Consider the following 11,636-nt stretch of genomic DNA (forward strand, 5'->3'; position numbering starts at 1 on the left):
GAAGCCGAGCGCCGGCGAGGCGCAGGCATGAGCGAGGTCGCTGGCACGTCGTCCCCGGGTGTCCTCGATTCCGTCGTTCGCATCGGGCGCTTCACCGCGGTCATGTACAAACCGCACTACGTTCTGTACGGCGTGCTGTGGGTGCTGGCGTTGGAGGGCACCGCGGCCCTTGTGTCACAACCGGATTCGGGCTGGCATCCGACGGTTTCCACAACTTTGCGCATCGTCGTCGTCGCGTTCGTCCTGCTGTATCTGCGCATGGCCGACGAGCAGAAGGACCTGGACTACGACCGTGTGCACAACCCGGACCGTCCCTTGGTCACCGGCGCGATCTCGGCCGCCGAACTGCGTGCCGCCATGGCCGCGATCGCCATCGGTGCGATCGCCGCCAGCCTGACGCTCTCGGTGATCTCCGCGCTCATGATCGCCGCAGTCCTCGCCTACGGCCTGGCACTGTGGGGTCTCGAGCGGTTATCGGCGACCATCCGAACCGATATTCTGGCGAATCTGGCCGTCACCTATCCGGTTCAACTACTGGTCACCGCCTATGTCGTCCTCTCTGCCGCTGACACCGGCGAGGTCCGCGCAATCTGGAAGACCGCGGCAGTTGCCCTGATCTTCGCGGGCGCATTCCTGCAATTCGAATTCGCCCGCAAGACATCTCGCACGCCACGCCCCGACGAGCACTTCTACTCCAATGCGCTCGGTGCGACCGGCAGCACGGCCTTCGGGCTGCTGTGCGCCGCCGTCGCCGCCGCTACCGACATCGTCCTGGTCCAGCCATGGACGAAAACGGCGGTCGTCGCCTGGATTCCGTTGGCGCTCTTACTGCTTCCCATTTGGGGTGCGGTGAAGTTCGTACGCGGCAGCAAGCCGGATTATCCAGTACTCCCGGCCGTCCTGTTCATCCTGACGCTGTACATAGCGCTGATCATTCAGGCGATCACTCTGACGTAAGTCCGAGCGCAGCAGATTTCAGCCGATCGGCAAGCACGCCGACCCGAGATCGACGCCCGTTCCGACGCGCACCACAACTGAGCCCTCCGACTCGGGCGTGTAATTTCCGCCCACGTACTTCGCCCGCAACGTGTGATTACCGGTCGTTGCGGGCTTCCAATCGACCTGGGCCGTCAAGGAGACACCATTCGACGGCGTCGCCTTGTTCACCGTCGGTGTGACACTGCCGAGAAACGTCGCGTCATCCCAGAACTCCACCGGCGGAATATAATTCCCGAGCCCGAGCGCCGAACTCCCCGCCACCGTTGCCTTCAGCTGCGCCGTGCACCCGGTGGCCGCCTGCCCGGATAGCGTCACCGCGGTGGTGACATCCCCTGGTGCGCCGACGGCGGTCCCGGCGGCCAGCAACGACGCACCTCCCAACGCAACGACTGCGGCGAGAACCGCGAATCCGGACGAGATACGACGAACAGCTGTGATGGCCATGTTGGCTCCTGCACTCGCGATAATCCGACCGAACCAGTGTCGGCACAGCCTCGTCCCACCGCAAGATCTGAAAGGCCTCAGCCGCCGTAGAGCCGGATGAAATCCTGGGTGGATTCGAGCGACGCCATGACCGCACCCTCCCGAATTGTGCTACCTACGAGGCTAGCGACGCTCTCACCACGGGAACGCGAAGTCGCGGCCCGCGTCGCCGCCGGTAAGAGCAACCGCGAGATCGCGACCACGCTGGTGTTATCCGAGCGCACCGCGCAGAACCACGTGCAACACATCCTGACCAAGCTCGGATTCGCCAACCGTAGCCAGATCGCGGCTTGGGTAAGCAGGAACCTCCACCGCTGACCCATCAGGACCTGCGAAGACGCTTCAGTGCGCGGCCGAAGTAACGGTTGTGTTGCCATGGGCTCATATGGCGTTGATTCCGCCGGAATTGGGAATTCTTGGTGACACGTCCCGTGAGCGGAATGAGGTGCCACATGAACACAGTGGTATGCGGCGACTGCTGGCGTCGCGAAAACTTGACGTTCGCACAGCGACTGGACCCGGCATTCATCCGGCCCGGATTTGCCTATCTTTGCCCGGAGCACCGTGCCTGTCGAGCCGAAACGCTCGGTGGGCCCGAGGCCGGACAATCGGCGGCGTGAATCCCCGAAATTTACGCGCCTCCCAGCGAATTTCGCTGGCGATCAAGGCGCGTCGGGCTATGAACCGGTACGTCCGCGTTCGCGCTCCGCGGCGGTGGCGAGGTAATCGCCCAACTCGCGCCGCAGCGTGACATCGAGCGACCGGGCAAGGGTGGCGTGCACCGAGGCGACGGCCAGTTCGCGCATTTTGTTGAGCATCGTTGTGGTGTCGGCGATTTCGCTGCTGGTCTCCGGCATCCAGCCGGCCCCGTGTTCGTCGACGATGTGCTGTTTGGCGGCCGTGATCATGATGTGGGTGATGTCATCGATGTGGTCGGCCACCTTGGCGTAGATCTCGATGAGCGTGCGCAGTTCCAGGCCGTATTCGTGCAATTCGGCGAATGAGGTGAGCAGTGCGGTATCGGTGAAGGCGACGGTATCGCCCTCGATCCGTACCAGCTTCATCTCCGCGAGCCGGTCGACGAGTTCGTCGGTATCGGTGCCGAGGATCGTCCCGATCAGTTCGCGGGGCACCTCGAAGGTTTCGTCCTTGGCCCAGCTGGCGGTCACCGCGTGTTGCAGACCGAGGACCTCGGTGAGATCTTTGCCGGTTTCCCAGCTGGTGATGAAATCGGCGATATGGGCGGTGGTGAAGCCGCGCTGCAGCAGCGCATCGATGAGTCGCAGTCGCTCCAGATGCGAATCGTCGTAGATGCTGGCGCGTCCGTCCTTGCCGATCGGCGGCGGTAGCAGCCCGCGTTCCTGGTAGGCGCGCACATTCCGGCTCGTGGTGCCCGCGGCGCGGGCCAGATCATCGATCCGGTACTCCGGCACCGATATCACCTCCCATAGCGACTAGGGCACGCTGCACCGGCGGCCAGAATGCGGTCGAGGGGAGTCTAGCGTCCCGGCCACCGGTGCCCGTCACTCAGGAAATCGCCGCGATCCGCTGCTGCGTCGTGCGCGCTGCGGGTACGACGTGATAGTCATCGAGGTCTACGGCCCGCAGCTGGCCCACGTACTGGGTGGCGAAACCCGGGTACATGGTCGCGTTGAAACCGTCCTCCGTGAGATACCAACTGCGGCAGCCGGAGTTCCACGTGGTGCTGCCGAGGCGCCGCTGGATCGCCGCGTTGTACCGATCCTGCCGGTCCAGGCGCACATCGAGCATGCGCAGATTACGGTCCAGGATGGTGCCGATCGCGCTCACCAGATAGTCGATCTGGGCCTGCATGTACACAAGCGCCGAATTGTGTCCCGGTCCCGAATTCGGCCCGAAGGTGAAGAACAGATTCGGGTACCCGGATACCGCGATGCTCTTGTAGGCATACGCGCCGCGGCGCCACTCCTCGGCGAGTACCCGCCCATCCCGGCCGACGACCGGGATGGGCGTGCCGGTCTTGGAGACATCGAATCCGGTGGCGAAGACGATGCAATCGGCCTGGTGCTCAATACCTTCCGCAGTGCGAATGCCGTATTCGGCGATGCGGGCGATCGGCCAGGTGATCAGCTTGCAATTCTCGCGCTGCAGCGCCGGATAGTAATCGTCGGTCATCAGCAGCCGCTTGCATCCGGCACGGAAGTCCGGGGTGAGCTGGCGGCGCAGCCACGGATCCTTGACCTGCCTGCGCAGCTGAGCCCGCCCGACGAGTTCGACCACCCTGGTCAGCGGGGTATTCCAGACCACACCGAGCGCGACGGATTCGTGCCCGTAGAACCAGGCCAGGCGCGAGAGGGATTCGGCCGCGGGCACCCGGCGGTAGAGCTGCTTGGTCAGCGGGGTGGTGCGCCGATTGACCCGGGGCAGTACCCAGCCCGGCGTCCGCTGGAACACTTTGACCGAGGCCGCCTGCTCCACCAGTTCCGGAATGATCTGCACCGCACTGGCTCCGGTGCCGACGACCGCTACCTTCTTACCGGTGAAGTCGTAGTCGTGATCCCAACGGGCACTGTGGATCTTGTGGCCCCGGTAGTCCTCGATGCCGGGGATGTTCGGCAGACTCGCATTGGCCAGTGGGCCGGATGCCAACACCACTGCTCTGGCGCGGACGGTCTCCGCGCGGTCTTCGATCGCGATGTCCCAGCACCCGGCGTCCTCGTCGAAAGCGATCCCGGTGACGTTGTGACTGAAGCGGAAGTGCTTGTGCAGTCCGAACTTTGCGGCCATCGACTCGATATAGCCGAGGATTTCTCTACTACCCGAGTAGGTGTGCGACCAATTCGGGTTCGGGGCGAAACTGTAGGAGTACAGCCGCGACGGAATATCGCATGCCGCACCCGGATAGGTGTTGTCACGCCAGGTTCCGCCGATCTCGGTCCCACGTTCGAAGATCGCGAAATCACCGATTCCCTTTTGTTTCAGGCGAATCGCGGCACCGATACCGGCGAAACCGCCGCCGATAACGGCGACATCCAGGGTATGCCCCTCGCCCCTCATCGAATCGCTGCGCGATGCCATATCCATCTGTTCCTTGTTCATGCCGCGGGCTCGTAGGTGAGTTCCTTGGACCAGGTCGGCTGCGGGCGCAACAACCGCTCGGGCACCCGGGCGGTGATCTTGACCAGTGCGTCGGCCAGCAGGTGATAGGGGTGGCCGCGATTGACCACCCAGAAGGCGTGCCTCTTCACGATCTGATACATCGGCAGCCTGCGCGCGAACTCGCTGCGCTCGCCGACATTCGCGTAGCGCTTCATCGCCGCGTACAGCTTCTCCTCGTCGACGCCCATTTCGACAATGTTGTCGCGCATCTTGTTCAGCAGCGGCACATAGCTCAGCACGCCGATGATGAGCGACGGCTTGGTCCAGCCGCCGACCAGATCAATGAGCAGCTTGCGCATCTGCCCGTGCCCCAGCAGATCCATTACCGCGAAATCCACGGCCAGATGCCGGGATTCATCGGCATTGATCTTCTTGAAGGCCTCCTGACAGATCGGATCCTCGATCTCGTCCATGATGAACTTGATCAGCGCACCATCCAGCGCCACCTCCAGCATCGGGATCACCGTGCCGAGGAACGACAGCGACATATCGTCGGAGTACTGGTCCAGGAAGTCGATGACCAGTTTGACGTTGACATTCGGCTGCGGAATCTCGTCGCCGTCGAGCATGCCCCAGCGCCGCATGAGCGCGAGTTCGGCGTTGGCGTGCTTTTGCTCCTCGGCGTGGAAATAGCGGTAGATCTCGCGCAGCGTCTCATTGGGCGCCTTCTTCGCCATGGCGGCGAAGCCGCGCGCACCGACATTCTCGATCCACATCAGATCGGCCATGAACGGTTTGAGTTTGGCGTGCAGATCGGGTGAAATCGTTTCCGCGCCGGGCGCATCCCAGTCGATATCGGCCAGCGCCCACTGGCGATCCTTGATCTTGCGGAGCATATCGTCGAAATCCATAGCGTGGCGATCGCTTGCGGTTCGCTCGAAACGGTCAGCGTTGGCCATGATCAGACTCCCGTCTTATCGGAGACCGAAGACCGGTCCGTGATGGTCGAGTCCTCCTGTGGCAGTAGCCGATCCAGGAGACCGAGGGCAAAGGTGTACTGGGCGGGGAAATAGCGCTTGAGCCGCCAGATGAGGTGCGCGTCCAGTTGCGGTAGCACATACAGTTGGCCGCGGTCGTGGGCGTCGAGGGTGGTGCGTGCGACGCTGTCGGGGGAGAAGCCGGTCAGGCGCATGAGGGTGTCGGCCAGTCGGGCTGATTGCGGCGTAATGCGGCCGTCGCGAGCGACATTCGTCTTGACGAAGGTCGGACACAGCACGGTGACCGCGACTCCGGTGCCGCTCATTTCGGCGGCCATGGTCTCCGAAAGCGACAGCACCGCGGCCTTGGACGCGTTGTAGACCGCCATTGATGGTGCGGCGGCGAAGGCGGCCGCCGAGGCGACATTGATGATTCCGCTGCTGTGTTGATGGGGGCGTCCGCGCGAGCTACCGCCGCCGGGCCCGTCGCTCCCGCCACCACAGGCGGCGCGCAGTTGCGGTGCGAAGATCTCGCATCCGTGCACCACACCCCACAGGTTTATGCCGAGTGCCCACTCCCAGTCGTCGAAACCGATTTCGCCGACCGGCTTTCCGCCGATGCCGACACCGGCATTGTTGACCACCAGCGTGACCGGGCGCTCGAAGAGCGTTTCGGCAAAGCGCGCAAGGACTTCCACGTCTTCACGTCGCGAAACATCGCAGCGGAACGCATGCGCGGCACCGGGATGGTCGCGCTCGATGAGGGCGACGGTCTCGTCGGCGCGGGATTCATCGATATCGGCGCAGATCACCTGTCCACCTCGCTCGGCGATTTCGAGTGCGAAGGCCCGGCCGATGCCGCTGCCCGCTCCGGTAACCACCGCGCGGGCGCCATAGCTGCGGCGCGGTCGGATCCCCACGGGGATGAGCCTTTCCAGTCCGAACATGTCAGCTCACCTTCTTCGTGACGGTCTGGGAAATCAGTGCGGTACGCAGGAATTCGGCGGCCCGATCCAATGCCTTGTCCGCCTCCGGCACCAGTAGCGGCAGCGCCTGGAAGACGTGCACCTGGCCCGGCCAGATCTCGAGTGCGCAGTCGCCGCCCGCATCGCGCACCATCGCGTGCAGATGTCGGGCGTCGGCAACGAGCATTTCGGCCCCGCCCGCCTGGATCAGCAGCGGCGGCATGGCCATACCTGGCGGAATTTGTAGCCGCAGGCGCGGTTCGTCGGCAGGTAGGTCGCGAGTGTAAGCATGGGGAAGTCGGCTGGCCGCGCGGGCTGAGATCACCGGATCTCGTTGCCGCCGTTCCTGTTCGGTGGCCAAACCGAAGGTGAGATCGATCAGCGGGGAGAACATCGCGACGGCGGCGGGTTGCGGCCGGGCGTGGCGGTCGTTCTCGATCAGCAGATCCAGTGCCAGATGCCCGCCCGCCGAATCGCAGGCGATCACCAGGTCTTGTGCCGCGAAACCGCGGTCGAGCAGCCAGCGGTATCCGGCCTCGACATCATCGGCGGCGGCCGGAAACCGATGCTCCGGCGCGAGCCGGTAGTCGGTGAGGAAGACCGGCAGTCCGGTCTTCTCGGACAGTTGTGCGGCCAGGCCGCGGTGGGTGCGAGCCGAGCAGAGGACGTAGCCGCTGCCGTGGATGTAGTAGATGGCGCGCTGTCCGAAATCCACGCCGGGTGCGCGGACCCATTCACCGCGGACAGCTCCGGACCTGACCTGGACGACGGATATGCCACGCGGCGGCGGACCCGCCGTGGCCATGATCGTCGCGATCAGTTTGCGTGCGAACCACACTCCCGGCGCGTTCAGAGGTACCGCATTGTTCAGCGGCCGCAGCCCGATCTCGCATGCCGCGGCAGCGAGTCTGGACCGTGCCGAGGGCACCGTCGCAACGTCGGGGACCGAGGTCCTCGTTGACCTTGTCATGAGCTAAGCGTCAGGCATGAATGTGCCAGTTGTCAATGGCACATTTAAGGCAGGCTTCTTGTCGGTGCGTGGCAGTTGTCTCCTGAAGATCCACACCAAGGGCTCACTGGCGGCATGGCGTTTCGTCCCTCAACGCTGCCGCGGTGGGCGGGGATCAGTGGGAGCCGCGCCGCGGCTCACCAGTGCTGTCGCCGAAGCCGACACCAATCGGCTCCGATCCGCAATGGTCAGTAACCTCGTTCGGTATCGATCGGCGCGAGCAGAGCGCGTCCGGTGGTGAAGCGCTGCACATTCGCGCCGACGTGGTCCGCGAAAGCCGCGAGTCGCAGCTGCGGTGGATTCGAATCATGTGGTGTGACAATGGCATTCGGCAGCACCCAGAGCGGGTGACCGTCCGGCAGCGGTTCGGGATCGGTGACATCGAGGCCGGCGCCGCCGATCGCGCCGGAGGCCAGTGCGGCCACCAGTGCGTCGGTATCGATGAGGCTGCCGCGCGCCACATTGATCACCCAGGACGATGGCTTCAATCGGGCCAGTTCCTCGGCTCCGACCAGGTGTTTCGTCTCGGGCGTCGCGGGGGCGGCGATCACTACGTGATCGGTGCGCGGCCAGATGCGCGCGAGATGTTCGGCCGGAAGTGTTTCGACGGTATCTGGAATTCCGGGCCCGGTCACCTGGCGGCCGGAGCGGTTGACGGCGACGATGTGCGCGCCGAGCGGGACGAGCATGGGAATCAGTGCGCGCCCGATTCCGCCCGCACCGACGATGGTCACCGTCTTACCGTGCAGTGTGCCGACATGCGGGAAGAAATCGTATTGTCGCCAACTGCCTGCCCGCAGGTGTTCCGGCAGGTACCGGACCCCGGCGAGCAGCAACATCAGCGCGTGTTCGGCCACACTCGCGGCGAAAGCGCCTGCGGCGGAAGTGAATCGAACCTCCGGATGCCGCGCGAGAATGCCCGCGGTGAACCAGTCCTCGACACCGGCCGCGGGCAACTGCACCCATTCGATGGACGCTGGCAACTCGTCCGGGAATTCACCGGGACCGCCCGCCCAGATCAAGGCCCTGGCCTGAGCTAGATCCGCGACGGTCGCGCCACCCTCGACCACCGCCTTGCGCAATAGCGTCGGCGCGGGCATCGACGGTCCGATCGCAACCGGCACCGGAACCTCGGCGGGGCTCATGGACGACCTCCTGTCCCGGGCAAAACCACTGGCACGGCGCCTGCGGATGCTCCTTAGCGAACCGTAACACCATGTGCCCGCCTGACCCGCGCACCCCGAGCTCGCAAACAGCCCTGTACACCGGATGTGTAGCCGCGACAAATGGTGTGTGGGCGGTCAGTCCTCGTCGAGATCGACGTCCAGATTGTCGCGGTCGGCCCACTCCAGCAGTTGGTCGATGCGGAACACCGCCTCGTCGATGCCCTCGTGCAGATCGCCGAATTCGGCGAAGCGCGTAGGGACCGTTTTCATGGTGAAGTCGCGCGGGTCGATGTCGGGTATCTCATCCCAGCGAATCGGCGTGGACACCGTCGCCTCCGGGACGCCACGGACCGAATAGGCCGCGGCGATGGTGTGGTCGCGAGCGTTCTGGTTGTAGTCGACGAACAGCATTTTCGGATCGCGATCCTTGCGCCACCAGGTAGTGGTCACATCGTCGGGTGCGCGGCGCTCGACCTCCTGCGCGAAGGCCAGTGCCGCCCGGCGTACATCGGCGAAGCCCCACTCCGGCGCGAGGCGCACATAGATGTGCAAACCCTTGCCGCCGGAGGTTTTCGGCCAGCCGACCGCGCCCAACTCGTCGAGCACTTCCTGCGCGACGCCCGCGACTCGCTGCACCCGTGACCACGGGCAATCCGGCATCGGATCGAGGTCGATGCGCCATTCGTCGGGTCGCTCGGTGTCATCGCGCCGCGAGTTCCACGGATGGAACTCGACCGTGGACATCTGCACCGCCCAGATGACATCGGCCAGCTTGTCGACGCAGAGTTCGTCCGCGTGTCGGCCATAGCGCGGAAAGAAGACGCGCACGGTCGGGATCCAGTCCGGCGCGCCAGCGGGCAGCCGCTTTTGATGCACCTTGTCACCCGCCAGCCCCTTGGGGAACCGATGCAGCATGCAGGGCCGGTCCCGCAGCGCGCGGACGATGCCGTCGCCGACGCTCAGGTAGTACTGCACCAGGTCGAGCTTGGTCGCGCCGGACTCCGGGAAGTAGATCCGGTCCGGGTTGGAGATGCGGACGGTGCGGTCGCCGACATCGAGTTCGACAGCGGGCGACGCGGACTTACTGGCCACCCGTCCGACGATAACGGCTCGGTAGGTCCGGCGTGGGTATCCCGAGTGATATCCGGGGTGATATACAGCCAAACTATGCAGGTGGAACTGTACAGGTGAGACTGAATAAACTAGGGTCGATGACATGGACGAGAAGATTTCCGAATCGGCCGTCCGAGCCGCCAGTGAGGTGCGGATTGTCCTCGGCCGACTGTGGCGGCGCATGCGCGAACTGGCCGCCGATGACGACCTCACACCGTCGCAGACGGCGGTATTGAGTCGCTTGGATCGAGACGGTGCGGCATCCACCAGTGATCTGGCGGCGGCCGAACGGGTGCGGCCGCAGTCGATGGCAATCACCGTCGCGGCGCTGGATCGCTACGGATTCGTCGAGCGTCGTCCGGATCCCACGGACGGGCGCAGACAATTGCTGTCGTTGACCGATGCGGGCGTTGAGCGACTGAAGGGCGATCGACAGGTGCGTCAGGAGTGGTTGGCGCGCACACTGCACGAGCGGTATACCGAGGCGCAGCGGCGCACCATCCTCGAGGCCCTGGCACTGCTCGACGATGTGGCGCAATCATGACGGCTGTCGAAGAGCACTCCGAATCAGCCGCTGACGCAAAAGGATTCGATCACCGGCGGATCGAGCCGATGATCCTCGGCTCGATCCTGAATCCGATCAACTTCTCCATGCCCGCGGTGGCGCTGGTGCCGATCGGGCGTTCGGTGCGCCGCGGTCGGATACGAACGTAATTCAGCTCAGAAAGGGTTGCCCATGCCGGTTACTACGCTCGACGAACGCACCGCCCTGGTCGTCATCGACCTTCAGCACGGCATCGTCTCCGCACCGCGCCAACCACATTCTGCCGCCGCGGTAATCGAGAATTCCGCCGCGCTTGCCCACGCCTTCCGCGAGCACGGCCTGCCGGTCGTACTTGTTCGCGTCTCGTTCGCGCCCGATGGTGCCGATCAAGTCAAGGGGCGCAACGAATTTACGTTCCCTGGCGGAAATCCGCCCGCGGGTTGGGACCGGATCGTGGACGACCTCACCGGTCATCCGGAGGATATCCACGTCACCAAGCGCAACTGGGGTGCGTTCTACGGCACAGACCTCGATCTGCAACTGCGTCGACGCGGCATCACCCAGATCGTGCTCGCCGGAATCGCCACCAGCATCGGCGTCGAATCCACCGCCCGCGCTGCCCACGAGCACGGCTACCTGTCACCCTGGCCACCGACGCCATGACCGACTCCGATGCCGAGGCCCATCGGCACAGCGTCGGCAAGATCTTCCCGCGCCTCGGCGAAACCGGCAGTACCGCCGAGATCATCGAACTGCTCGCCGCGACCCGCTGATCCGCGGCTTCGCCGGTTGTGAACACCGATGCCATTCGGGGCGAACGGGCGCACACTGGCGAGATGATGACCAAGCTGATGCGAGCGATTCGGCGACTATTCGGTCGGGGCGCGGTGCCCGCGGGCGGTGGCCGGGGTCCGGGCGGGGCCGGTGGCGGCGCCGCGGGCGTCCGCGAGCCGCGCCGGCCCATACCGCCGGACGACCGACTGAGCGACACCAAACGGATCGAGCCGGACCCGCCCACGCTTCGACTACCGGACGCACGTCAGTAGGGCGCGGCCGGTGACCACCCACGCAGGCTCAGTCGGGCTCGCGCAGCTCCGGCATAGGTGGTAGCTCGATGGTGTCGGCTATCGGGTCGATGCGCAGGTTGTCCAAGGATTCGAAGAATGCCTCGGCCGAGCCGTACCGCGCTTTGACCTCTTCCAACAGCCTTTTTGCGGGCAGGTTCGAGTACATGGGCATATCGTGACCGATAATTCCGGTCCGAAACGTCGGTTAGCTAAATATTCGCCAGTTTGTTAGTTG

Annotated in this window: 14 protein-coding genes and 1 pseudogene; 6 read left to right on the forward strand and 9 right to left on the reverse strand. The window is 64.6% G+C overall.

Annotation, left to right across the window (positions count from 1 at the left end; translation table 11 throughout):
• Positions 1-27 precede the first annotated feature (27 nt).
• A complete protein-coding gene (locus AB0J47_RS01065) occupies positions 28-957 on the forward strand; it encodes a hypothetical protein (protein WP_364339054.1) in 930 nt (309 codons plus the stop codon).
• An 18-nt stretch (positions 958-975) separates the two neighbouring features.
• Here the strand turns inward: AB0J47_RS01065 and AB0J47_RS01070 are convergent, their stop codons facing one another.
• Positions 976-1,443 carry a hypothetical protein gene (locus AB0J47_RS01070; RefSeq protein WP_364339056.1) on the reverse strand — a complete coding sequence of 156 codons (468 nt, stop codon included), beginning with the start codon at positions 1,441-1,443 and terminating at the stop codon, positions 976-978.
• Positions 1,444-1,569: 126 nt separating this feature from the next.
• Here AB0J47_RS01070 and AB0J47_RS01075 point away from each other — a divergent pair, with 126 nt between their 5' ends.
• Positions 1,570-1,800, forward strand: coding sequence for a helix-turn-helix transcriptional regulator (locus AB0J47_RS01075; RefSeq protein WP_364339058.1), 231 nt, complete (start codon positions 1,570-1,572; stop codon positions 1,798-1,800).
• A 359-nt stretch (positions 1,801-2,159) separates the two neighbouring features.
• On the opposite strand, the gene AB0J47_RS01080 is transcribed toward AB0J47_RS01075, so the two are convergent.
• The 7 genes from AB0J47_RS01080 to ligD form a co-directional block, all read right to left on the reverse strand.
• On the reverse strand, positions 2,160-2,915 hold the full coding sequence (locus AB0J47_RS01080) for a MerR family transcriptional regulator (RefSeq protein ID WP_364339061.1): 756 nt from the start codon (positions 2,913-2,915) through the stop codon (positions 2,160-2,162).
• 94 nt (positions 2,916-3,009) lie between these two features.
• Entirely contained in the window at positions 3,010-4,518 is a 1,509-nt protein-coding gene (locus tag AB0J47_RS01085) for an NAD(P)/FAD-dependent oxidoreductase (RefSeq protein ID WP_364339768.1), read from the reverse strand.
• Positions 4,519-4,556: 38 nt separating this feature from the next.
• Positions 4,557-5,519, reverse strand: coding sequence for a ferritin-like domain-containing protein (locus AB0J47_RS01090; protein ID WP_364339063.1), 963 nt, complete (start codon positions 5,517-5,519; stop codon positions 4,557-4,559).
• 2 nt (positions 5,520-5,521) lie between these two features.
• Positions 5,522-6,484 carry an SDR family NAD(P)-dependent oxidoreductase gene (locus AB0J47_RS01095; RefSeq protein ID WP_364339066.1) on the reverse strand — a complete coding sequence of 321 codons (963 nt, stop codon included), beginning with the start codon at positions 6,482-6,484 and terminating at the stop codon, positions 5,522-5,524.
• A gap of 1 nt (position 6,485) precedes the next feature.
• Positions 6,486-7,472: an alpha/beta hydrolase gene (locus tag AB0J47_RS01100; RefSeq protein WP_364339069.1), complete on the reverse strand. Its 987-nt coding sequence runs from the start codon at positions 7,470-7,472 to the stop codon at positions 6,486-6,488.
• A gap of 227 nt (positions 7,473-7,699) precedes the next feature.
• Positions 7,700-8,656 (reverse strand): D-isomer specific 2-hydroxyacid dehydrogenase family protein, encoded by a 957-nt coding sequence (locus AB0J47_RS01105; protein ID WP_364339071.1) that lies wholly within the window; start codon positions 8,654-8,656, stop codon positions 7,700-7,702.
• Positions 8,657-8,812: 156 nt separating this feature from the next.
• Positions 8,813-9,769 (reverse strand): non-homologous end-joining DNA ligase, encoded by a 957-nt coding sequence (gene ligD / locus AB0J47_RS01110; protein WP_364339074.1) that lies wholly within the window; start codon positions 9,767-9,769, stop codon positions 8,813-8,815.
• A 124-nt stretch (positions 9,770-9,893) separates the two neighbouring features.
• On the opposite strand from ligD, the gene AB0J47_RS01115 reads away from it, so the two are divergent.
• From AB0J47_RS01115 to AB0J47_RS01130, 4 genes and pseudogenes are all read left to right on the forward strand, one after another.
• Positions 9,894-10,334 carry a MarR family transcriptional regulator gene (locus tag AB0J47_RS01115; protein WP_364339076.1) on the forward strand — a complete coding sequence of 147 codons (441 nt, stop codon included), beginning with the start codon at positions 9,894-9,896 and terminating at the stop codon, positions 10,332-10,334.
• A complete protein-coding gene (locus tag AB0J47_RS01120) occupies positions 10,331-10,504 on the forward strand; it encodes a hypothetical protein (RefSeq protein WP_364339078.1) in 174 nt (57 codons plus the stop codon). Before AB0J47_RS01115 ends, AB0J47_RS01120 begins: the two co-directional genes overlap by 4 nt.
• Before the next feature lie 22 nt (positions 10,505-10,526).
• Positions 10,527-11,107: pseudogene (locus AB0J47_RS01125) on the forward strand (hydrolase).
• Positions 11,108-11,170: 63 nt separating this feature from the next.
• Positions 11,171-11,380, forward strand: coding sequence for a hypothetical protein (locus AB0J47_RS01130; RefSeq protein WP_364339080.1), 210 nt, complete (start codon positions 11,171-11,173; stop codon positions 11,378-11,380).
• A gap of 28 nt (positions 11,381-11,408) precedes the next feature.
• Here AB0J47_RS01130 and AB0J47_RS01135 read toward each other — a convergent pair whose 3' ends face one another.
• Positions 11,409-11,567, reverse strand: coding sequence for a hypothetical protein (locus AB0J47_RS01135; protein WP_364339082.1), 159 nt, complete (start codon positions 11,565-11,567; stop codon positions 11,409-11,411).
• Between the last annotated feature and the right edge of the window lie 69 nt (positions 11,568-11,636).

Origin of the sequence: Nocardia sp. NPDC049737 (assembly GCF_040674755.1) — a bacterium.
In the GTDB taxonomy this organism is placed as follows: Bacteria; Actinomycetota; Actinomycetes; order Mycobacteriales; family Mycobacteriaceae; genus Nocardia.